Origin of the sequence: Nocardioides antri (assembly GCF_008373765.1) — a bacterium.
Lineage (GTDB): Bacteria > Actinomycetota > Actinomycetes > Propionibacteriales > Nocardioidaceae > Nocardioides > Nocardioides antri.
Genome location: NZ_VUJW01000006.1, coordinates 30,509 through 51,579 on the forward strand (window position 1 = coordinate 30,509; position 21,071 = coordinate 51,579).

The following is a 21,071-nucleotide window of genomic DNA, read 5'->3' on the forward strand; positions in this document are numbered from 1 at the left end:
AACGCCAAGGCGCGATAGTCTGCGACGCCCTCATCGGAGACGGGCGCTGGTTGCATGTCGAGGGCAGGTCCGATGAAGTCGCCGATGCGCGCAGCTTGGAGACCGCCAGCCACCAATCTCGACGGATCTGGTGTTCTTTGAACGACATCGCGTTTGCTCAATGTTCGCTGCATCTCGACAAGAGGCCTGGCTCAGTGCGCCATGTCGACGAAGCGGGAGTAGTGGCCCTGGAACGCCACGACGATGTCGCGGGTCGCGCCGTTGCGGTGCTTGGCCACGATCAGGTCGGCCTCGCCGGGGCGGGTCGACTCCTTCTCGAAGACGTCGTCGCGGTGCAGCAGGATCACCATGTCGGCATCCTGCTCGATGCTGTTGTGGAGCGGTATGCCCTCGGCGACGAAGTTGTGAACACCCAGCACTGTGGCGTCGTAGACCGGCTCCTCGCCGATGGGTTCGATCGACGCAACCGAGTCCCAGTAGACGTCGTTGGTCGCGAGGACGTCGAACTCTGCCGCGTCCAGCACTGCGGCGACCTTCGCCATGCGCTGCCGACTCGGGGCGCGCTTCCACATGGTCGACCCCGAGAACTGGGTGCCCATGGCGGCTGCGAACTCGCGGTGGGTCATGCCCTGATCGGCCAGCACGCCCTTGACGTCCTGCCAGACGTCGACCGGGATCGTGTCGAGATTGGTGTTCGGCACGACGTCGCGAAGCTGCTTCGCGAGCAGCCGCGCCTTGTCGCCGCGCGCACCGTGCACACCGATCTCGTCGAGGAAGCGCAGCTGGTTCTCGACGCCCACGACGTGCAGGTGCCACCCGTCGCGGTAGCCGTTCTTGCGCACTCGCTTGATGCGGGTGAAGACGTTGTAGCGCCCCAGCAGACGGGCAAGGTCGTCGACGAGGCGGCGGCTCGTCGACGCGTAGTAGACGCGGCCGAGGTTCCGCTTCTCATCGAGGTGCACGCACCCGTCGGTGGACCAGATGTGGCGGAGGAACAGGCCGACCTGCTCCTTAGGCAGCGAGAACACCCAGGAGGGCACGAACTTCTCGTGGCTGCGAAGGCCGAACAGCCCGTCCTCGTCGAGCCAGGCGGCGATCGGGTTCCGGCGACCGTGCGTCAGGCGGTACGGCGCTGGCAGGCGCAGTGTCGTGACGCGGGCTGCGGCGTGCTCGTCACGCTTCGGAGTGATGCCGAACCGACGCCTCGCCGCCTCAGCGACGGCAGCCAGGTTGGCCTCGTCGATGCTGGCGTACCGAATCGGCTGGCGCCTGACGAACGAGCCGTCGCCGAGCAGGTGGGCGAGGAGGACGATCTCGTCCTGCTCGCGGGGCGTGATCTCGAGGGGCGGCGGAACGTGCCGGATCGCGCCGACCCGGCTCCCGACTGCCAGCTCACCGAGCGGCATCCAGCCGTCGTATGTCAGGAACGGGTGGTTGGCGGTCGCCTTGACGCGACGACCGGAGGCGAGGGTGGCCTCGAAGACCTGCTTCGTCCCGCTCGGGAACGCGTGGGTGAGCGTGCGCGGCACCAGCTTGAGGCGGTCGTCAAGGGCCCAGACCGGCACGTCCTTGGCACCCGACGCCATGAGCTCGCCGAGCGTGATCTCCGCGTTGGTGTCGGCCCGCATCAGGCGGGTGTCGGCCGTCAGACAGCCCGATTCGCGAAGGTCGCTCATCATCGGGCGCTTGTCGGCGCGCTGCTCGGGGCCACGGTTCAGCTGCGACAGCGCGATGATCGGGACGCCCAGCTCCTTGGCGAGGAGCTTGATCTGCCGGGAGAACTCCGAGACCTCGAGCTGGCGGGACTCGACCTTCTTGCCCGACGTCATCAGCTGGAGGTAGTCGATGACGACAAGCTTGAGGTCGTGCTTCTGCTTCAGCCGCCGGGCCTTGGCCCGGATCTCCATCATCGTCATGTTGGGGCTGTCGTCGATGAACATCGGCGCTGCCGACACCTTCGCGACGTGACGGGCGAGGCGGTCCCACTCCTCGGTCGACATCTTGCCGTTGCGGATGTGGTTGAGCGGGATCCGGGCCTCCGCGGAGAGCAACCGCATCGTGATCTCCGAGCGCGTCATCTCCAGGCTGAAGAAGGCGCTCGTCAGGTTGTTGTGGACCGAGGCCGCCCGGCACAGGTCGAGAGCCAGGGTCGACTTGCCCATGGCAGGTCGGGCGGCGACGACGATCATCTGGCCGGCGTGGAGGCCGTTGGTGAGGTCGTCGAGGTCGGCGAAGCCGGTGGGCACGCCGTAGATGCCGGCCTCGCGGTTCTCGATCGCCTCGATCTCGTCGAGGACCGCGTCCATGATGTCGCTCAGCGGCGCATAGTCCTCGGACTTGCGGCGGTCGGTGACGCCGTAGACCTCCGCCTGCGCGGCGTCGACGATGTGGTCGACCTCGCCCTCGCCGGCATAGCCGATCTGCACGATCTTGGTGCCGGCGTCGACGAGGCGCCGCAGGATCGCCTTCTCGCGCACGATCTCGGCGTAGTAGCCCGCGTTGGCGGCGATCGGGACGTTGGCCGCCAGCGTGTGGAGGTACGGCGCACCGCCGATCCGCTGCAGCTCGCCGCGCCGCTGCAGCTCGCCCGCGACCGTCACCATGTCGGCCGGCTCGCCGCGGCCGTAGAGGTCGATGATCGCGTCGTGGATCGCCTCGTGCGCCGGCCGGTAGTAGTCCTGGCCGCGGACCGCCTCGAGCACGTCGGCGATCGCGTCCTTCGAGATCAGCATCGCCCCGAGCACGGACTGCTCGGCCGCCATGTCCTGCGGAGGCGTCCGGCCACCCGAAGGCGCATCACCCGGAGCGTACGACGCGGGCCCGTCGCCCCACTCGTCGTCCGGCGGCGGCACCTCGGCGAGGCTCAACCCGCTCCCCTTCCCTCGTGCTGAACATGTTGACGATGACCGTGCCGTGAGCATGCTGACGCCGGGGTCCTACTCATCCCCTGGGGCGCCGCGCGTCGAGTCGTACGAGAGACTCGATCCGCCAAACTACGCACCGTGGAGGGGCTCTGGACAGCGGCCTATCCCCAGGCGCCCGTCGTGCCTGGGGATAACCACGGGTGGAGGGTGGACGACACGCAGGGACCGTGTGCACGGCCTGGGGAGGAGATTGTGGAATTGACGCCGCGATCCAGCCCTGACCCCCCGCTGACCTGCGACGATGCGGTTCCACAGGTGTGGAGCGAAAATATTTCGCCACTGATCTCGTTCACCTGCGCGACATCTTCGGTTTCTCAGCGCGCCATGACCGGATCTGGTAATTGGCAGGGATATCCACAGCCGGGGAGCGCCGGTCGATGCGGCTGACCGCTGACGACAGAGAGATCGCCCGGCTCGCCGTACCCGCGTTCCTGGCGCTCGTCGCGGAGCCCCTCTTCCTCCTCGGCGACGCCGCGGTCGTGGGCCACCTCGGCACCCGCGAGCTCGCCGGCCTCGGCATCGCGGCCACGGTGCTGCAGACCCTCGTCGGCCTGTGCGTCTTCCTGGCCTACGGCACCACGGCGGGTGTGGCGCGGCAGCTCGGCGCGGGCCGCCGCGGGGCCGCGCTCGCGCAGGGCGTCGACGGGCTCTGGCTCGCCGTCGTGATCGGCGTGCCGACGACCGTCGCGGGGATCGTGCTGACCGGTCCGCTGGTCGCCGCGCTCGGACCCGGCGCCGCGGTGGCGCACGAGGCCGAGACCTACCTCCGGGTCGCCCTGCTCGGTGTCACGCCGCTGCTCCTCATGCTCGCCGCCACGGGCGTGCTGCGCGGGCTGCAGGACACCCGTACACCGCTGGTCGTCGCGATCGCGGGCAACGCCGCGAACCTCGTCCTCAACGTGCTCCTCGTCTACGGCATCGGCCCGCTCCCCCACCTCGGCATCGCCGGCTCGGCGCTCGGATCGGTCCTGGCCCAGGTGGGCTCGGCGGCAGCGCTCGTCTACGTCGTGGTGCGGGCGGCGCGCCGGGAGGGTGCCTCGCTCCGCCCCGACGCACCGGGGATCCGCACGGCAGCGCGCGCCGGCGTACCCCTCCTGGTGCGCACCCTCACCCTCCGCGCCTCCCTGCTGGTCACGACGTACGCCGTCGTGCTGACCGCCGGCGCCACCACCGACGAGGCGGTGCCGATCGCCACCCACCAGCTGGCGATGACGCTGTGGGGCTTCCTCGCCTTCGTCCTCGACGCCATCGCGATCGCCGCGCAGGCGATCACAGGACGGCACCTCGGCGCGGGCGACGTCGGCGCGGCGCGCACGGTCACCCGCCGGATGGTGGGCTGGGGCGTCGTCAGCGGCGTCGTCACCGGCCTCCTGCTGGCCGCAGCCAGCCCGGTGCTGGGCGTGCTGTTCACCACCGACGACGACGTACGACGTGCGCTCGTGCCGGTCCTCCTCGTCGCGGCCCTGGCGCAGCCGGTCGCGGGCGTGGTGTTCGTCCTCGACGGCGTCCTCATCGGGGCCGGCGACGGCACCTACCTGGCCTGGGCCGGGGTCGCCGTGCTGGGCGGCTACGCTCCGCTCGTGCTGGGTGCTGCAGTGGTGACCGACGACTGGGTCGGCGGGGGCCTGCCCTGGCTGTGGGCCGTCTTCGGCCTGGTCTTCATGGGCGGCCGGTTCGTCACCCTCACCCGCCGCGCCGCCGGCGACCGCTGGCTGGTGACCGGAGCGGCCCGGTGAAGCCGCTCTACTTCTTCGCGCTCGGCATCCTGCTGGTCGTCCTCAGGCCGACGGACCTGGAGTGGGACATCTACCCGAACCCGCTCGGCTGGGTCTTCGTCCTGCTCGGGCTCTACGGCCTCGGGCGGGCCAGACCGGTCCGCTGGGCGCGACCGCTTGCGCTCACGGCTGTGGTCGCGCTGGTCGTCGACTCGGTCCTCTTCTGGCCGGCGGCCGCGGCGTGGCTGGAGGACGCCGAGCCGGCGCTGGGCTGGGCGGCCAACCTGCCGCGGTTCGGGTTCTTCGCCCTGTTGTGCGCCGAGCTGAGCCGGGCGGCCGTGTCGGCGGCGGACCGGCGAGCAGGCGCGTGGTTCTCCTGGACCGGCGTCCTCATGATCCTGGTGATGATCGCCCCGGTGCTGGTGTTCGGCGCGGGCTGGAGCGATTTCGGCCCGGCGGCGGAGGCCGCGGCCCAGGTCAGCCAGCTCCTGCTGCTGGTGCTCTGCGCGGTCTACGGCAGCCGGGTGTGGGCGGGCGCGCCGGAGCCGGCTCCTTCCGAGTAGCTAGCTGCCCAGCTTCTCCAGCACCGTCTCCGCGAGGGCGATCGACTGCTCCTTCGGGTCTCCCTCGAAGTCGACCCCGTCCTCGTAGTCCAGGTCGATGTCGAAGTTGTAGCCCTCCGTGCACACCCGGAGCGTCGCCTCGAGCGGAGGGGCCTCGTCGCGCTCCCACCAGGCGGACTGGCCGACGCCGGCGACCGGCTCGACGGTCGACGCGATCGCGCTCGGCTCCGGGCAGGTGAACTCACCCTCGGTGAAGTCGTCCGGACCGGTCAGCGCCAGCTGCACCTCGACCAGGTCCTCGGCCTCGTAGCTGCAGTTCTCGCTCTGCCAGGCGAGGTCCTGCTCGGTGGTCCCCCCGCCGCCGAACGACGGGTCTCCGACCGGGACACCGAACGCCGCCTCGACGTCCTCCGGCGTCAGCACGTCGCACGGGGCCGGGAGCGCACCGGCCGTTCCGGTGCCCGTCGTCTCGCTCGTCGTCTCGCTGGTCGTCTCGCTCGACGTCTCGGTCGGCACCTCCGGGGAGTCCGGCGAGGACGACGTGGGAGGCGCGTCCTCGGGGTTGTCGTCGTCGCCGCCGCAGGCAGCGAGCCCGGGGGCGGTGAGCAGGACGAGGACCGGCGCGAGCCTCCGCAACGAGCGCATGGAGCCACCCTAGGTGGCGACAGCCCTACGGCGCGGGGAACCGCTCGGCGGTCAGCAGCACAAAATGACGAACGGCCGGCCCCCGAGGGGACCGGCCGTTCGGTCAGTCGATGGCCCGTATCGGGGCCGTCAGGCGGGGATCACGTTGAGCGCGACCGCCGCGGACACGTCGTCGTGCAGCTTGATCGAGACCTGGTGGGAACCGAGGGTCTTGATCGGGTTGCCGAGGACGATGGTCCGCTTGTCGATCTGCTCGCCGGTGACCTCACCGAGCGCGTCGGCCACGTCGCCGACGGTGACGGCGCCGAAGAGGCGACCGCCCTGGCCGGCCTTGACCTTGACGTCGACCGGGCTCTTCTCGAGCTTGGCCTTGATCTCGGCGGCGTGCGCCTCGTCGCGGACGGCGCGGGCGGACCGGGCCGTCTTGATCGCGTCGGCCTGGCTCTGCGCACCGCGGGTCCAGCGGATCGCGACGCCCCGCGGGAGGAGGTAGTTGCGGCCGTAGCCGTCCTTGACCTCCACCACGTCGCCGGCGGCACCGAGGCCCTCGACCTCCTGGGTCAGGATGATCTTCATGTCAGCGTCTCTCCTTCCGGCTGCTCAGCGGCCCGAGGCCGTGTAGGGCAGCAGGGCGACCTCGCGGGCGTTCTTGACGGCGATGGCCACGTCGCGCTGGTGCTGGACGCAGTTGCCGGTCACCCGACGAGCGCGGATCTTGCCGCGGTCGGAGATGAACTTCCGGAGCAACGCGGTGTCCTTGTAGTCGACACCGGTCGCCTTCTCCTTGCAGAACTGGCAAACCTTCTTCTTCGGCTTGCGGATGACTGCCTTGGCCATTGTGGTGCTCCTCCTAAAGAAGCCCGACCCCGTCAGTCGAAGGGGGCGGAATGGTGGGTTGATGATGGGATGGATCAGAAGGGCGGTTCGTCGCTGCCGACGCCCGGGGCACCCCACGGGTCACCGGCCGGCGCGCCGCCGCCCTGGTTGCCGCCGCCGGCCGGAGCCGACGAGGCCCACGGGTCGGCAGCAGGGGCGCCGCCGCCGGCGTAGCCGCCGCCACCGCCGCCCTGGCTGCCGTAGCCGCCGCCACCACCGGACCGGGTGGCCCGGGTGACCTTGGCCGTGGCGTACTTCAGCGACGGGCCGACTTCCTCGACCTCGATCTCGAACACGGTGCGCTTCTCACCCTCGCGCGTCTCGTACTGCCGCGACTTCAGCCGGCCCTGGACGACGACCCGCATGCCCTTGGTGAGGGACTCCGCGACGTTCTCGGCGGCCTGCCGCCACACCGAGCAGGACAGGAACAGCGCGTCCCCGTCCTTCCACTCGTTGGACTGCTTGTCGAACGTGCGCGGCGTCGACGCGATCCGGAAGTTCGCCACGGCCGCACCCGACGGGGTGAAGCGCAGCTCCGGGTCGTCGACGAGGTTGCCGACGACGGTGATGACGGTCTCGCCTGCCATTTCAGGTCTCCCTAGCGTTCGTGTTCAGTGAGTACGACGTACGTCGGCGCTCATCGTGTCGCGACCAACCGACAATGGGTAGGCCTCTTCCACAGTGGTCCGAGCGCCGCGTCGTGGTTCACACCGTCGGACGCAGGACCTTCGTGCGCAGGATGGCCTCGTTGAGGCCGAGCTGGCGGTCGAACTCGGCGACCGTCGCGGGCGTAGCCGTCAGGTTGATGACGGCGTAGATGCCCTCGGCGTTCTTGTTGATCTCGTACGCCAGGCGGCGACGGCCCCAGATGTCGACGTTGTCGACCGAGCCACCGTCCTTGCGGACGACGTTGAGGTACTTGTCGAGCGACGGCTCGACCGTGCGCTCGTCGAGGCTGGGGTCGAGGATGACCATGACTTCGTATGCACGCAAAGCGGTCTCCACCTCCTCTGGACTAGGCGGCCACGGACTCTCCGTGGCAGGAGGGCTCTGCACTCGCGACTCCCCCTATGGGAGCGCGACGGGACAGGTTAACAACGACGTACGTCGCGCGACGAATCCTCGCTCACTGGAACCGGACCGGGTTGACGACCTGGAGGTCGCCGATGACCAGCACCGCGGCGATGCCCTCGATCGGCTCGGCGATGTCGACGGGGAACGCCACGCAGGTCTCGTCGGGGCCGTACTCCCACACCCCGGGCGTGGACCCCAGCTGGGTGGAGCCGTTCACCGTGAAGAACTGGAGCTCGAGCGGCGTGCCGTCGGGGACACCGACGGCCGCGAACTCGGCGTAGACCGTCCCGGGGATCTCTGCTCCGGCCAGGATCTGCGGGTCGGCGGTCGAGGTCGTCGCGCTGCACGTCGCCGCGCCGTCGAGCGACCAGCCGCCGGCGGCGAGCCCGGCGTCCGCGCCCATGTCGGGCGGCGTGTCGGCCCCGACGTCGTCGACCCACTCCGAGGAGTACGTCGCACCCGACTCCGCCGCCGCGACCACCGGCTCCGCCCACTCGGTGGGCCGCATGAGGGCCGAGCCACTGGTGAACACGCCGCCCTCGCCGCCCTCGCCCTGCGTCTCCCGCGTGCGCACCTCGGTGTTGACGCCGATGATCTCGCCGTCGTCGTTGATGGTCGGCCCGCCGGAGTTGCCGGAGCCGAGGCGCAGGTCGCTCTCGATCCACGCGTCCTCGCCGAACGGCGGAACTGCCTTGATGGTCGAGGCCACGCCCTCGGTCACGGTGACCGAGCGGGCGAAGGGGTCCTCGAGGTCGACCGAGGCGAGGCCGGGGTAGCCGAGCGCGACCAGCTCGTCGCCGGTCCGGACCTCCTCGCTGTCGCCGATCGGCAGCGGCTCCGGCAGGTCGAGGTCCCCCTCGACGGGGTTGCCGTCCAGGTCGCCGTCGATCCGCAGGACCGAGAGGTCGAGCGGCCCGTCGGTCGCCACCGGCGCCGCGCGGTAGCGCAGCTCGACCGGCGCGTCGGGGTCGTCGGCCGGGACGATGCCCACGACCAGGTAGTCGGGGCTGACGTCCTGCGGCTCGAAGCCGGGCGCGCCGGGGTCGGCGACGTGGGCGTTGGTGAGGATCAGGCCGTCGTCGCTGATGATCGCGCCGGACCCGGTGTGGGTCGGCTCACCGTTGCTGACCGCGACCAGGAAAACGGTGGCCGACTTCGCCCGGTCGAGCTCGGACTCGGTCAGCCCGGCGACGGCGGTCGTCGGGTCGCCGCCGCCCCCGCCCTCGTCGTCGTCACCGGCGAGCAGCGCGGCCGCGGTGATACCGCCGCCGACGAGCAGGACCGCCGCGGCGATCCCGCCGACCAGCAGCGCCGTGCGCTTGCGCTTCCTGCCGGCGAGCGCCTTCTGCGCCTCGCGCGCGGCGACGACCGGGACGACCTCGACCTCGACGCCGGCGGTCGGGTGGCCGAGCATCAGCGTGAGGGGCCCGGTGAGCTTCCGGGACGACACCCGGTCCTCGCCGTCGAACGTGCCCGCGGACGAGCGGTCGACGTACCACCAGCCGTCGGGCCGGCTCTCGACGACGGCGTGCAGGCGGGAGACCGAGGAGTCGTCGACGACGACCTCGTTGGCCGGGTCGCGACCGATCCGCACCGTCGTGCCCGGCACGAATCGCCGGCTGCTGCCCCCGGTGCGCACCAGCAGCGCGGGACCGGGGACGAAGGACCCGGGCAGGGCACCGCCGGGCACGACCGTCTGCTGGAGCCCCGGAGGGGGGAGCACGACGTCCGCCGCCGATGTCGCGGGACGCGCGCCGACCACGGTGAACCGCAGCTCCTCGCCCGCGGCGCCCCCGATGCGGACCGTGCCCTGCCCCGACAGCCGGAGCTCGGTGACCCGGGTGCCGCCGCTGAAGGTGCCCGACGAGCTGCCGACGTCGACGAGGGTCCATCCCGTGCCGTCCGGGCGGATCTCGGCGTGACGGCGTGAGACCGTGTCGCCGGTCAGGATGACGTCCGAGCCGGGCTCGCGACCGATCGTGACCGGGCGGGTGCCGTCGAACGTGAAGGACCGGCCGCCGGCCTCGATCTGCAAGGGCGTCATGGCCCGGGATCGTAGGGCCAGCAGCGCGCCCGCGGGGCGGGTCCGCGCGAATACCCGTCGGTGGGCGCTCCTAGGGTGGACCCATGAGCGAGACCGGCACCCTCAGGATCGGCGCCCATGTCGACCAGACCGACCCGATCGCGGAGGCTCAGGCGCGCAGCGCGCCGCTCGTCCAGTTCTTCCTGGGCAACCCGCAGTCCTACAAGGGGCCGGTCCTGGCCTACGACGGCGGCGCCGAGCAGCTGCGGACGGACGCCGAGGCCGCAGGCGTCGACCTCTACGTCCATGCGCCCTACCTGATCAACGTCGCCACCACCAACAACCGCCAGCGGATCCCGAGCCGCAAGCTGCTCCAGCAGCACATGGACGCCGCGGCCGAGATCGGCGCCAAGGGCCTCATCGTCCACGGTGGCCACGTGCAGGACGCCGACGACCCGGCCAAGGGCTTCGACAACTGGCGCAAGGCGATCGAGGCGACCAACCTCAAGATCCCGCTCCTGATCGAGAACACCGCCGGCGGGACCAACGCGATGACCCGCTACCTCGAGCGGATCGCCGGCGTCTGGGCCGCCATCGACGGCACCGAGGGCGCGGAAATGGTCGGCTTCTGCCTCGACACCTGCCACGCCCACGCCGGCGGCAACCCGCTCGAGACCATCGTCGACGACGTGCGCGCGATCACCGGCCGGATCGACCTGGTCCACTGCAACGACAGCCGCGACGAGTTCGACTCGGGGGCCGACCGCCACGCCAACTTCGGGGCCGGCCGGATCGATCCCGATCTCCTGGCCGCGGTCGTCCGCGACGCCGGCGCGCCGGTGATCGTCGAGACGCCCGGCCCGGCCGAGGCGCACGTCGCCGACTTCGCCTGGCTGCGCGAGCGGGTCTGACGGCGGGGGACGCCGCCTGCTCCTGCTACTCCGTCTGCCAGCCCAGGTTGAGCGCGATCCGCTCCAGCGTGGTGATCAGCCGCTGGTAGTCGTCCTCCGAGACGCCGTCGGTCGCCTGGTCGCGGACCCGCTGCGCGGCGATCTCCTGCACCTCGTCCACGCGCTCGACGCCGCGGTCCGTGAGCCGGTACTCCGGCTCCTGGTGCACGACCAGCCCGTCGTCGGTCAGCCGGCGCAGCGGGTCGTCCAGGCTCTCGTCGCCGTCGAGGAAGGGTGCCATCGCGTCGCGGAGCGAGTCCTCGGCGACCGCGCCGATCCGGAGCCGGTTGAGGAGCTGCCACTCCCGTCGGGTCAGGTCGCTCTCCTCCGCCGCCACCTGGAATTGCTCCTCGATGAGCTGGGCGACGGTCCTCACCCAGTAGCCGAGCGGGCGCGGTGCGGTCATCGTTACCTCCTTGCGGTCGTCTGGGCGAGGTACCCGCGCCGCACGGGCCTACTCGACGGGGACCGGCTCCCGGTCGGGCCGACGGTCCATGTCGCGCCAGCGCGGGTCCACCGCGGGCAGCATGGTCACCACGAGGTACGCCGACCCGATCGCCAGCATCGCCACGCTGAGGCCGTGCCAGGAGACGAGCGCACCGCCGAGGAGGCCGCCGAAGGGCATCAGCGCGAAGCACATGGCCGTCGTCAAGGAGGACACCCGGCCGACCAGCCGGTCGGGGATCCGCTCGAAGATCACCGCGCCCAGCACGGGGTTGAGGAACCCCGAGGCGAACCCGCCGACCACCACCACGGCTCCGACCAGCCACAGCGGAGAGTCGTACGAGAAGACCGCGAAGCGGGGCGCGCCGGCCAGCAGGAACGCCACCAGGTAGACCCAGTACCGCGGCAGCCGCACCGCCCACGCCGCAGCGCACACCGAGCCGAGGGCGGAGGCGCCGGCGAAGATCGCGAAGACGGTGCCGAGCCCGGCCGCGCCGACGTCGTACTCCTTCGCCCAGACCGGCATCAGCACGGTCGCCCACGCGACGTCGAGCAGGTTCGTGAGCGCGACCATCACCGCGATCCCGAGCAGCACCGGGTCGCGGCGCAGGAAGTCCCAGCCCTCCCGCAGCCGGACGAGGTACGGCGCCGTGTCCCTCTCCTCCTCCGCCGCCGGGTCGGGTCGCAGGGCGACCGTCGCCCAGGCGAGCACGAGCGCCGAGAGGCCGAAGCTGGCGGCGTCCACCAGCAGGGCGTTCGCCGCGCCGACGACCGAGACCAGTGCCGCCGCGGCCGCCGCGCCGAGCAGGGTCGCGGTCCGTTCGACGGTGCTGGACAGGCCGGTCGCGCGCTCCATCGGCACCCCCGCGGTCGCGGCGAGCGCCGGCACCAGTGCGTGCTTGGCGGCGTCGCCCGGTCCCCGGAGCGCGCCGGCGGCGGCCACGATCGCGAGCAGGGCGGGGAACGAGAGCAGGTCCGCCTCGTGCAGGAGCGGGATCGCACCGACCGCGACGACGCTCGCGACGTCGCAGGCGATGGCGACGCGACGGGCCCCGAGGCGGTCGATCAGCGGTCCGCCGAGCACCTTGAGCAGGACCATCGGCAGCATCTCGGCGAGCGCCACCAGCCCGGTCCGGGTGGGGCTGCCGGTCGTGGTGAGGACGAACCACGGGATCGCGATCATCGAGACCCGGGTGCCGACCAGGGAGATGGCGTCGGCGACCAGCCAGCCGTAGAGCGGCCGCCGGACGCTCACGACTCGCCCCCGAGCCGCCCGGGCTGGGGGAAGGCGCTGATCTGGACGGTGAAGTCAGCTGCCTCCTCGGCGTCGTCCTCCTCGACGTCCTCGACCACGGCCGCCAGCGCGTCGACCAGCGCCCTCGCCCGCTTCGGCGTCAGCCGCACCATCCAGTCGCTGAACGTCTCGGCCTCCCGCCACTCGGGCGGCAGCAGCGGTCGCTCCTCGACGGCACGCTGGAGCTGCTCGGTGTGGATCGTTGCCACCGCCTGCAGGTAGGCATCGAGGTTCTCCTGCGCCTCGGCCTCACCGGGCCCGGGCTCGTCGGTTCGGGTGGACCGATGGGCGGCCCTCCACCACCGGTCGCGGCCGTTGCCGCGCTCGCTGTCCTCGACGACGAACCCGTGCTGCGCCAGCTGGCGCAGGTGGTACGACGTCGCGCCCGTGTTGAGCCCGAGCCGGGTCGCCAACGTGGTCGCGGTCGCGGGCCCGTCGGCGCGCAGCAGGCCGAGCATGCGCAGCCGCACGGGGTGCGCCAGCGCCCGCAGCATCGTCGGCGTGGGGGTGATCGAGGTGAGCTCCACCGGGCGATCCTAGAACCACAAAGAGATGTTTGCAAAGATTGCTTTGGTGTTTTGGGAGGTTCACGGGGAGCGGTCCCGCAGCACGCGACTGAGGGCGCCGGACGACGGCCGATAGCCTGACCCCATGCCGAGCATGCGCGTGATCTCGCCCGAAGAGCACCGCGACTACCTCGCCACCCTCCCCTCCGCCAGCTTCCTGCAGACACCCGGCTGGGCGAAGGTGAAGAGCGAGTGGCGATCCGAGCACCTCGCCTGGGTCGACGGGTCCGGTCGGCCGGTGGGTGCGGCGCTCGTGCTCTACCGCAAGCTCCCCAAGCTCAACCGCTACCTCGCCTACCTCCCCGAGGGACCGGTGATCGACTGGTCGACCGACCGGCTGGGCGACTGGCTCGACCCGCTGGTCCGCCACCTCAAGGGCGAGGGGGCGTTCGCCGTACGCATCGGGCCCCCGGTCGTCACCCGCCGCTGGTCCGCGGCGCAGATCAAGGAGGGCATCGCCGACGCCGGCGTCTCCCGGCTCGGCCAGGTGCCCCCGCTCGACCGCTCCGCCGCGGGCGCCCGCGTCGTCGCGCAGCTCCACGAGCTCGGCTGGCGACACCAGGCCCCCGACAGCGGGTTCGCCGCCGGGCAGCCGCAGTTCGTCTACCAGGTCCCGCTGGTCCAGGCGGACGGGGTCTCGACAGGCTCGACCACCCCGGCGACCGAGGAGTCCCTGCTCAAGGGGATGAACCAGCTGTGGCGCCGCAACATCAAGAAGGCGGACAAGGCCGGCGTCGAGGTCAGCGTCGGCACGGTCGACGACCTCAAGGCGTTCCACGACCTCTACGTCCACACGGCCGAGCGCGACGGCTTCACGCCGCGCCCGCTCAGCTACTTCGAGGTGATGTACGACGCCCTCAACGCCGACGAGCCGGACCGGCTCAAGGTGTGGCTGGCCCGCCACCAGGGCGACCTGGTCGCGTCGACCATCTCGGTGCGGGTCGGCGAGCACTCCTGGTACTCCTACGGCGCCTCCTCGACCGAGAAGCGCGACGTCCGCGGCTCCAACGCCGTGCAGTGGGCGATGATCCGCGACGCGCTCGCCGCCGGCGCGACCGTCTACGACCTGCGCGGCATCACCGAGACCCTCGACGCCGACGACCCGCACGTCGGGCTGATCCAGTTCAAGGTCGGCACGGGCGGCGAGGCCGTCGAGTACGCCGGCGAGTGGGACCTGCCGATCAACCGGGTCCTGTACCGGGCGTTCCAGATGTACCTGGCGCGTCGATAGAGGTCACCGATGAGCCTCACCCTCACCGTCGACGGCCCGCGGTGGCGCGCCCACCTCGAGTCCTTCGCCGACACCCACCCCGGCATCGTCCCCGTCGCCAAGGGCAACGGCTACGGGTTCACCCTCGGCCGGCTGGCCCGCAAGGCGCAGTGGCTGCGCGACCGCGGCCATGACGTGACCACGCTCGCGGTGGGGACCTACGACGAGATCGGCGAGGTCGCGAGCCGCTGGGCCGGCGACATCCTCGTGCTCACGCCGTGGCGCCCGTTCATCGAATCCGAGACCGTGCCGTTCGACGCGTCTGTACGGAAGCGGGTGATCCACACCGTCAGCCGCCTCGTCGACCTCGAGCAGCTGCTCACCGACGCCCCGACTGCCCGGGTCCTGCTCGAGCGCACCACCAGCATGAAGCGCCACGGCATGTCCAGCCGCGAGCTGTGGGAGGCCGGCGAGGTCCTCCGCCGCCACCCCGACGCCCGGCTCGAGGGAATCGCGCTGCACCTGCCGCTCGCGCAGGGCAGCCACCTCGGCGAGGTCGCGCGCCTGCTCACCGACGCCGTAGCCGCCGACTGCGGGATCGAGACCGTGTGGGTCAGCCACCTCACCGACGGCGAGCTCGCCACGCTCCGCCAGCAGTACGGCGACTTCACCATCCGCCCCCGCATCGGCACCCAGCTCTGGCTCGGCGACCGCGGCGCCCTCCAGGTGACGGCGACCGTCCTCGACGTGCACCCGGTCGAGCGCGGTGACATCTTCGGCTACCGCACCCGCACGGCCCCGAAGTCGGGCCACCTGCTGGTGGTCAGCGGCGGCACCGCGCACGGCATCGGCCTCGAGGCACCGACCGGGGAGAGCTCGATCAAGGCCCGGGCCGCCACCCTCGCGAGGGGGGGCCTGGACGCAGTGGGGTTCGTCCGGTCGCCGTACTCCATCGACGGCAAGCAGCGGCTCTTCGCCGAGCCGCCGCACATGCAGGCCTCGATGCTCTTCCTCCCGCACGGCGCGCGAGTGCCGGAGGTGGGTGACCGGATCCAGGTGCGGGTGCGCTACACCGCGACCTCGTTCGACCGGGTCGTTCTCGAGGGCTGACCCTCCGGCCGCTCGCCCGCCGGGTCGTGCTGCGGCAGCAGCATGTCCCGGACCACGACGGCGACCAGGTAGAGCTCGCAGGCGATCCGGACGGCGATGCCGACCCAGTAGAAGCCGACGTCCCCACCGCCGGCCGGCTGCAGGTAGCCACCGAGGTACCACCACACGGTGCAGAAGTAGAAGACCTCACCGGCCTGCCAGATGATCTGGTCGCGCCAGCGCGGCCGGGCGAGCACCGCGAGCGGCAGCAGCCACAGAACGTACTGCGGCGAGTACACCTTGTTGACCAGCAGGAAGCCGACCACGATCAGGAAGCCGATCTGCGCGAGCCGCGGCACGTGGCCGGTACGACGCCCGGCCAGCAGGCCCAGCACCAGCACGCCCACGCACCACGCGCCGAAGAAGATCCAGGACCAGTCGTTGATCGTGTCGACCGCGACGCCCTGCTCCCGGACCTGGTCGATGATCAGCCACACCGACCCGAGGTCCGCGCCGCGATCGGCGTTGAACGTCCAGAACACCTTCCACTGCTCGGCGCCGCCGCCCAGGATCGCGGGCACATTGACTGCCGCCCAGGTGACCGCGGCCCAGACGGTGGCGAGCCCGAAGGCGACGTACCGCCGCTGCCGCAGGCAGATGATGAGCAGCCCGCCGAGCAGGAACAGCGGGTAGAGCTTGACCGCCGTGCCGAGCCCGATGAGCACCCCGGTGAGGACCGGCCGGTCGCGGGACCAGGTGTAGAGGGCGCCGGCCACCAGGGCGACCGCGATCAGGTCCCAGTTGATCAGCCCGGTGAGGAGCAGCGTGGGTGAGAGGGCGAACGCCGCCGCGTCCCACGGCCGACCGGGATCGACCCGGCTCATCAGCCACACCGAGAGCAGGGCCAGCGCCCCGAACCCGACCGCGTTGACGAGCACGAAGATCGTCAGCTCGTCGGCGACGTCCTCGTCGGCGTGGAGGTCGTCGACCGGCTGGTCGCCGCGGGCGTCCACGTCGGGGTTGCCGTTGAGGAGCTGGGTCAGCCAGGCGGTGCCGTAGGCCCAGTAGGCGATCCCGGCGGGGTACTCCATGACCTCGTAGCGGTCCCGGGTCTGCTCGTCGTCGCTGTAGGGCCACGCGCGCTCGGCCAGTCCGCGCGGGACGTAGAGCGGGCGCAGGTCGGTGTAGCACATGTGGGAGTAGACCCACGGCTGGTCCTTGCCCTCGGCCAGCGAGCACGGCGCCTTCTGCACCATGCCGAGCACGAAGACGATCGCGGTCAGCAGCAGCAGCACCCGGGTCGGGGTCCACCACGGGTGGCGGCCGGCGTGCTCCCCCACCGGGCCGCCGACGGACTCGCTGACGGCGGCGACGACCCGGTCGTCCCGGGTCGGGTGGACGTGGGTCATCGACGTCCGGCGCGGCGTCCGGATCGACGGTTGCGGGGGGTCCGGGTGCCCTGCTGGCCGGGCGGTGTCGACGGCGGAGTGGGCTCGTTCGTGGGGGGCGTCGTCGGCGGCGTCGTGGGCGGCGGGGGCGTGGGCTGGGTCGTCGGCTGCTGCGTCGGCGTGGTCGGCTCGGTGCTCGGCTCCGTCGTCGGCTCGTTGGTCCGCGACGGCCGGTTGGGCTCCCTCGTCTGGTTCGTGGTCGGCGGCGGGGGCGGGGGGGTGTAGGGCTCGTGGCCCTCCTCCGGCGCCTCACCGTCGACGTACGCCGGCGGCGGGAACTCGATCGGCTCCTCGCCCTCCATCACCCGGTCCATGACCGCGCGCCAGGTCTGCGCCGGGAACTTGCCGCCGAAGTAGTAGGGCAGCCAGTCCTTCAGCTGTCCGGTGCCGTCACCGCGGACGTACATGACCGCGGTGGCGTACTGGGCGGTGAAGCCCGAGAACCACGCGGACGTCACGTCCCCGTCGTCGTTGGTGGCGGTGCCGGTTTTGCCTGCCGCCGGCCACGCGAACCCCGAGAGGGCCTCCGCGCCCGAGCCGCTCGCCACCACCTGCTGCATCGCGTAGCCCACGTCGGCGGCGATGTCCTCGGTGAGGGCGCGGTGGTCCTGGACCTTGTGGTCGTAGCGCTCCTCGCCGTTGCGGTCGACGACCTTCTCGATGATGTAGGGCTCCGCGGCCACGCCGCCGTTGGCGATGGTGGCGTAGGCGTTGGCCATGTTGATCGGGCTCACCGTCTGGGAGCCCAGCGCCACGCCGGTCTGGGGGACGAGGGCGGGCGAGGACGTCGGGAAGCCCCACGGCTCCTTGGCCGGCTCGGCCGGCGGGATCCCCATGTCGATTGCCGTGTCGATGATCTTCTCCGGGCCGCCGTCCATCGAGACGGTCAGGTCGATGTAGGCCGTGTTGATCGAGTCCTCCGTGGCCTGGATCAGGCTCACCGGTCCGTAGGAGTAGTTGCCCTGGTTCTCCCACGGGTTGCCGTCGTCGGTGTAGTACGGCGAGTTGCCGTCGAAGGTGTCCTTGAGGGAGAACCCGTCCTTGATGCCGGCGGCGAGGGCGAACGGCTTGAACGTCGACCCCGCCTGGCCACCGGACACCGCCCAGTTGAGCTGGGAGAGGAGGTAGTCCTGGCCGGCGAAGATGCCGCGCACCGCGCCGGTGCCGGGCTCGACGGTGGCGACGGCGGCATGGAGGGCCTGGTAGCCGAAACCGGGCGGTCGCGCCTCCCTCATCCCCTCCAGCGCGGCGTCCATCGCCTTCTCCGTGAAGGTCGTGGTCACCTCGAGGCCGCCGCCGTTGATCTCCTGCTCGGTGAAGCCGAGACGCAGCAGTTCCTTCTTGACCATCTGGAGCACGTGACCGGTCTGGCCCTCGTAGGCGTCCTCGGTGTCGACCGGGGGGAAGTCGGGCAGCCGCTTGTAGGCGCGCTCGCCCTCGCCGTTGTCGACCTCGTCCATCTCGATCATCTCGCCGATGACGTACTGGTAGCGGCCCTTGAGCGCCTGCTTCGCCGCCTTGCCGTTCGCCGGGTCGAGGTCGTTGGGGTCGTTCAGGAGCGCTGCGAGGACGGCGCTCTGCTTGAGGTTGAGGTCCTTGGCGTCGACCTCGAAGTAGGCCTGCGCAGCGGCCTGCACGCCGTAGGCGCCGCGACCGAAGTAGATCGTGTTGAGGTAGCCCTCGAGGACGTCGTCCTTCGTGAGCTGGTTCTCGACCTTGAGGGAGAGGATCGCCTCCTTGACCTTGCGCTTCCAGGAGCGCTCCTGGGTCAGGTAGAGGACCTTGACGTACTGCTGGGTGATCGTGGACGCGCCCTGGGTGACGCCGCCGGACGCGTTGCTGAACGCCGCGCGGAGGATCCCCTTGGGGTCGATGCCCTCGTTGGTCCAGAACGACTGGTCCTCGGCCGCGACGACCGCGTCCTTCAGTGTCTCGGGCATGTCCTCGAGGTCGATCGGGTCACGCTTCTGGATGGCGAAGGCCCCGAGCTCGTTCTTGCCGTCGGAGTAGTAGACGTGCGTCGTCTCGGTGGTGAAGTCGGCGTTCGCGCTGGGGATGTCGATGGACCGGTAGGCGATGAAGAACAGGCCGGCGAGGATCAGGACCATCACCAGGCCGGTGATCGACCCCCACTTGGTGATCGTGAGCAGCCGCTGCTTCCACGGGCTGGACGCCTCGGTGGACGATCCCTTGGGACGCGGGGTCACCCGTTTGGTCGTGCCTGCCCTGCGCTTGCCGTCCGCCAACTTCCTGCCTCACTCGATGCACCGGGGGGCGGGTCGGTGTCGACCCGACATGCCGCCCATCAGGGTACGGGCCGTTCCCGTGGCTCCCTATCCGGCGCCGGTGATACCCCTTCTCGGCACCGGCGATCCATCGATTGTTCAGATTCCACGGATATATCGCTACGATAGGTTGCATGGCACGGCGCGGGGACACCATCGAGCTCGCAGTCCTCGGACTGCTGCACGAGGGACCCATGCACGGCTACGAGCTCCGCAAGCGCCTCAACCTGATGCTGGGTTGGGGCCGGTTGCTCTCCTACGGGTCGCTCTACCCGGCACTGAAGAAGATGCTCCGCGGCAACCTGATCGAGGAGGTGACGGGGACGCCGAGCTCGGCAGGGTCCCCGACCTCCCGGCGCACGCGGATCACCTACCAGGTGACCGAGAAGGGCACCGCCGAGTTCCACCGCCTGATGTCGGAGGTCGGTCCCACGGCGTGGGAGGACGACAACTTCGACATCCGCTTCCGGTTCTTCAGCTCCACCGACATGGAGATCCGGCTGCGCGTGCTCGAGGGACGGCGGTCCCGGCTCCAGGAGCGCCTCGACCGGGTGCAGCGGGAGCTCGCAATGACGCAGAAGGAAGTCGACCGCTACGCCACCGAGCTCCAACGGCACGGTGTCGAGTCAGTCGAGCGCGAGGTGCGATGGCTGTCGGACCTCATCAACGCAGAGCGGGGCACCGGCTTGAGTGCGACCCCGCAGCCTGCAACTGACAACGAGTGAACAAGTGCCAGTTGGCAAGAGGGAAGGAAACCCATGGGTTCGGTTCGAGTAGCGATCGTGGGCGTCGGCAACTGCGCCACGTCGCTCATCCAGGGCGTGCACTACTACCGGGACGCCGACCCCAGCGGCACCGTCCCGGGTCTCATGCACGTGAAGTTCGGCGACTACCACGTCAGTGACGTGAAGTTCGTCGCGGCGTTCGACGTCGACGACAAGAAGGTCGGCAAGGACCTCTCCGAGGCGATCAACGCGTCGGAGAACAACACGATCCAGATCACCGAGGTGCCGACGCTCGGCGTCGAGGTCCAGCGCGGCCCGACCCTCGACGGTCTCGGCAAGTACTACCGGGAGACCATCGACGAGTCGACGGCCGACCCGGTCGACGTCGTGCAGGTCCTCAAGGACACCGACGCCGACGTCCTCGTGTCCTACCTCCCGGTGGGCTCGGAGGAGGCCGACAAGTTCTACGCCCAGTGCGCGATCGACGCGGGCGTGGCCTTCGTCAACGCGCTCCCCGTGTTCATCGCCTCCGACCCCGAGTGGGCCAAGAAGTTCGAGGACGCGGGCGTCCCGATCGTCGGCGACGACATCAAGTCCCAGGTCGGTGCGACCATCACCCACCGCGTGATGGCGAAGCTGTTCGAGGACCGCGGCGTGGCCCTCGACCGCACCTACCAGCTCAACGTCGGCGGCAACATGGACTTCAAGAACATGCTCGAGCGCGAGCGCCTGGAGTCCAAGAAGGTGTCGAAGACCCAGGCGGTCACCTCGAACCTCAACGGCTCGCTGGCCGGTCTGATCGACTCCAAGAACGTCCACATCGGCCCCTCCGACTACGTCGCCTGGCTCGACGACCGCAAGTGGGCCTACGTCCGTCTCGAGGGCCGCGCGTTCGGCGACGTCCCGCTCAACCTGGAGTACAAGCTCGAGGTCTGGGACTCCCCCAACTCCGCCGGCATCATCATCGACGCCGTCCGCGCCGCGAAGATCGCCAAGGACCGGGGCATCGGCGGCCCGATCCTCCCCGCCTCGGCGTACCTCATGAAGTCGCCGCCGGTCCAGATGGAGGACAGCCTCGGCCGCGCCGAGCTGGAGAAGTTCATCAAGGGCGAAGAGAGCGCGTGAGGAACGAACGCGCTCTCGTCTCGCCCGCAGGTTGAGCAAGCCCCGCGGCTGAGGGACGAAGCCGCGACGGGCGCGTCGAAACCAGGCGAGTCGCACTGAGCACGACGATAGGGCC

General features: G+C 70.8%; 19 protein-coding genes. 7 read left to right on the forward strand and 12 right to left on the reverse strand.

The features are described from left to right. Positions 1 to 191: 191 nt before the first annotated feature. A complete protein-coding gene (locus F0U47_RS12220) occupies positions 192 to 2,921 on the reverse strand; it encodes a replicative DNA helicase (protein ID WP_149750765.1) in 2,730 nt (909 codons plus the stop codon). Between the two features lie 380 nt (positions 2,922 to 3,301). On the opposite strand from F0U47_RS12220, the gene F0U47_RS12225 reads away from it, so the two are divergent. Together F0U47_RS12225 and F0U47_RS12230 are read left to right on the forward strand one after the other, a co-directional pair. Beyond that, complete coding sequence (locus F0U47_RS12225; RefSeq protein ID WP_149750766.1) at positions 3,302 to 4,660, forward strand: MATE family efflux transporter; 1,359 nt, start codon at positions 3,302 to 3,304, stop codon at positions 4,658 to 4,660. Further along, a complete protein-coding gene (locus F0U47_RS12230) occupies positions 4,657 to 5,202 on the forward strand; it encodes a hypothetical protein (RefSeq protein WP_149750767.1) in 546 nt (181 codons plus the stop codon). Before F0U47_RS12225 ends, F0U47_RS12230 begins: the two co-directional genes overlap by 4 nt. Here the strand turns inward: F0U47_RS12230 and F0U47_RS21185 are convergent, their stop codons facing one another. From F0U47_RS21185 to F0U47_RS12260, 6 genes are all read right to left on the reverse strand, one after another. Beyond that, positions 5,203 to 5,847, reverse strand: a complete 645-nt coding sequence (locus tag F0U47_RS21185; protein WP_188111321.1) for a hypothetical protein — start codon at positions 5,845 to 5,847, stop codon at positions 5,203 to 5,205. 129 nt (positions 5,848 to 5,976) lie between these two features. Next, positions 5,977 to 6,423, reverse strand: coding sequence for a 50S ribosomal protein L9 (gene rplI, locus F0U47_RS12240; protein WP_149750768.1), 447 nt, complete (start codon positions 6,421 to 6,423; stop codon positions 5,977 to 5,979). A 24-nt stretch (positions 6,424 to 6,447) separates the two neighbouring features. After that, positions 6,448 to 6,684 (reverse strand): 30S ribosomal protein S18, encoded by a 237-nt coding sequence (gene rpsR / locus F0U47_RS12245; RefSeq protein WP_149750769.1) that lies wholly within the window; start codon positions 6,682 to 6,684, stop codon positions 6,448 to 6,450. 74 nt (positions 6,685 to 6,758) lie between these two features. Next, a complete protein-coding gene (locus tag F0U47_RS12250; RefSeq protein WP_149750770.1) occupies positions 6,759 to 7,310 on the reverse strand; it encodes a single-stranded DNA-binding protein in 552 nt (183 codons plus the stop codon). Between the two features lie 118 nt (positions 7,311 to 7,428). Next, complete coding sequence (gene rpsF / locus F0U47_RS12255) at positions 7,429 to 7,716, reverse strand: 30S ribosomal protein S6 (protein WP_149750771.1); 288 nt, start codon at positions 7,714 to 7,716, stop codon at positions 7,429 to 7,431. A 133-nt stretch (positions 7,717 to 7,849) separates the two neighbouring features. Continuing rightward, positions 7,850 to 9,841 (reverse strand): FHA domain-containing protein, encoded by a 1,992-nt coding sequence (locus F0U47_RS12260; protein WP_149750772.1) that lies wholly within the window; start codon positions 9,839 to 9,841, stop codon positions 7,850 to 7,852. An 83-nt stretch (positions 9,842 to 9,924) separates the two neighbouring features. Here F0U47_RS12260 and F0U47_RS12265 point away from each other — a divergent pair, with 83 nt between their 5' ends. Further along, positions 9,925 to 10,731: a deoxyribonuclease IV gene (locus F0U47_RS12265; protein ID WP_149750773.1), complete on the forward strand. Its 807-nt coding sequence runs from the start codon at positions 9,925 to 9,927 to the stop codon at positions 10,729 to 10,731. A 25-nt stretch (positions 10,732 to 10,756) separates the two neighbouring features. Here the strand turns inward: F0U47_RS12265 and F0U47_RS12270 are convergent, their stop codons facing one another. The 3 genes from F0U47_RS12270 to F0U47_RS12280 are packed head-to-tail and all read right to left on the reverse strand — an operon-like array spanning position 10,757 to position 13,035. Continuing rightward, the gene (locus F0U47_RS12270) at positions 10,757 to 11,176 is read right to left on the reverse strand and encodes a winged helix DNA-binding protein (protein ID WP_149750774.1); all 420 of its coding nucleotides are present in this window, start codon (positions 11,174 to 11,176) and stop codon (positions 10,757 to 10,759) included. 48 nt (positions 11,177 to 11,224) lie between these two features. Beyond that, positions 11,225 to 12,469, reverse strand: a complete 1,245-nt coding sequence (locus F0U47_RS12275; RefSeq protein ID WP_149750775.1) for an MFS transporter — start codon at positions 12,467 to 12,469, stop codon at positions 11,225 to 11,227. Further along, positions 12,466 to 13,035, reverse strand: a complete 570-nt coding sequence (locus tag F0U47_RS12280; protein ID WP_223162756.1) for an ArsR/SmtB family transcription factor — start codon at positions 13,033 to 13,035, stop codon at positions 12,466 to 12,468. The genes F0U47_RS12275 and F0U47_RS12280 overlap by 4 nt, the downstream gene beginning before the upstream one ends. A gap of 124 nt (positions 13,036 to 13,159) precedes the next feature. On the opposite strand from F0U47_RS12280, the gene F0U47_RS12285 reads away from it, so the two are divergent. After that, on the forward strand, positions 13,160 to 14,305 hold the full coding sequence (locus F0U47_RS12285; protein ID WP_223162757.1) for a lipid II:glycine glycyltransferase FemX: 1,146 nt from the start codon (positions 13,160 to 13,162) through the stop codon (positions 14,303 to 14,305). A gap of 9 nt (positions 14,306 to 14,314) precedes the next feature. Continuing rightward, positions 14,315 to 15,394: an alanine racemase gene (locus tag F0U47_RS12290; RefSeq protein ID WP_149750776.1), complete on the forward strand. Its 1,080-nt coding sequence runs from the start codon at positions 14,315 to 14,317 to the stop codon at positions 15,392 to 15,394. Here F0U47_RS12290 and F0U47_RS12295 read toward each other — a convergent pair. Both F0U47_RS12295 and F0U47_RS12300 read right to left on the reverse strand, forming a co-directional pair. After that, positions 15,352 to 16,782 carry a glycosyltransferase family 87 protein gene (locus F0U47_RS12295; RefSeq protein ID WP_149750777.1) on the reverse strand — a complete coding sequence of 477 codons (1,431 nt, stop codon included), beginning with the start codon at positions 16,780 to 16,782 and terminating at the stop codon, positions 15,352 to 15,354. The genes F0U47_RS12290 and F0U47_RS12295 overlap by 43 nt on opposite strands. Continuing rightward, positions 16,779 to 19,028, reverse strand: a complete 2,250-nt coding sequence (locus F0U47_RS12300; RefSeq protein ID WP_149750778.1) for a transglycosylase domain-containing protein — start codon at positions 19,026 to 19,028, stop codon at positions 16,779 to 16,781. Before F0U47_RS12300 ends, F0U47_RS12295 begins: the two co-directional genes overlap by 4 nt. A 212-nt stretch (positions 19,029 to 19,240) precedes the next feature. Between F0U47_RS12300 and F0U47_RS12305 the strand changes: the two genes are divergently transcribed. Beyond that, positions 19,241 to 19,831, forward strand: coding sequence for a PadR family transcriptional regulator (locus tag F0U47_RS12305; RefSeq protein WP_149750779.1), 591 nt, complete (start codon positions 19,241 to 19,243; stop codon positions 19,829 to 19,831). A gap of 33 nt (positions 19,832 to 19,864) precedes the next feature. Further along, positions 19,865 to 20,956, forward strand: coding sequence for an inositol-3-phosphate synthase (locus F0U47_RS12310; RefSeq protein ID WP_149750780.1), 1,092 nt, complete (start codon positions 19,865 to 19,867; stop codon positions 20,954 to 20,956). The last annotated feature ends 115 nt before the right edge of the window (positions 20,957 to 21,071 follow it).

Excerpts from the sequence above, each read along its gene's own strand:
- F0U47_RS12220 (WP_149750765.1), bottom strand. The coding sequence starts at position 2,921 with ATGCTCACGGCACGGTCATCGTCAACATGTTCAGCACGAGGGAAGGGG.
- F0U47_RS12290 (WP_149750776.1), top strand. The coding sequence starts at position 14,315 with ATGAGCCTCACCCTCACCGTCGACGGCCCGCGGTGGCGCGCCCACCTC.
- F0U47_RS12225 (WP_149750766.1), top strand. The coding sequence starts at position 3,302 with ATGCGGCTGACCGCTGACGACAGAGAGATCGCCCGGCTCGCCGTACCC.
- F0U47_RS12285 (WP_223162757.1), top strand. The coding sequence starts at position 13,160 with ATGCCGAGCATGCGCGTGATCTCGCCCGAAGAGCACCGCGACTACCTC.
- F0U47_RS21185 (WP_188111321.1), bottom strand. The coding sequence starts at position 5,847 with ATGCGCTCGTTGCGGAGGCTCGCGCCGGTCCTCGTCCTGCTCACCGCC.
- F0U47_RS12305 (WP_149750779.1), top strand. The coding sequence starts at position 19,241 with ATGGCACGGCGCGGGGACACCATCGAGCTCGCAGTCCTCGGACTGCTG.
- F0U47_RS12265 (WP_149750773.1), top strand. The coding sequence starts at position 9,925 with ATGAGCGAGACCGGCACCCTCAGGATCGGCGCCCATGTCGACCAGACC.
- F0U47_RS12295 (WP_149750777.1), bottom strand. The coding sequence starts at position 16,782 with ATGACCCACGTCCACCCGACCCGGGACGACCGGGTCGTCGCCGCCGTC.
- rpsR (WP_149750769.1), bottom strand. The coding sequence starts at position 6,684 with ATGGCCAAGGCAGTCATCCGCAAGCCGAAGAAGAAGGTTTGCCAGTTC.
- F0U47_RS12270 (WP_149750774.1), bottom strand. The coding sequence starts at position 11,176 with ATGACCGCACCGCGCCCGCTCGGCTACTGGGTGAGGACCGTCGCCCAG.
- F0U47_RS12310 (WP_149750780.1), top strand. The coding sequence starts at position 19,865 with ATGGGTTCGGTTCGAGTAGCGATCGTGGGCGTCGGCAACTGCGCCACG.
- F0U47_RS12250 (WP_149750770.1), bottom strand. The coding sequence starts at position 7,310 with ATGGCAGGCGAGACCGTCATCACCGTCGTCGGCAACCTCGTCGACGAC.
- rplI (WP_149750768.1), bottom strand. The coding sequence starts at position 6,423 with ATGAAGATCATCCTGACCCAGGAGGTCGAGGGCCTCGGTGCCGCCGGC.
- F0U47_RS12260 (WP_149750772.1), bottom strand. The coding sequence starts at position 9,841 with ATGACGCCCTTGCAGATCGAGGCCGGCGGCCGGTCCTTCACGTTCGAC.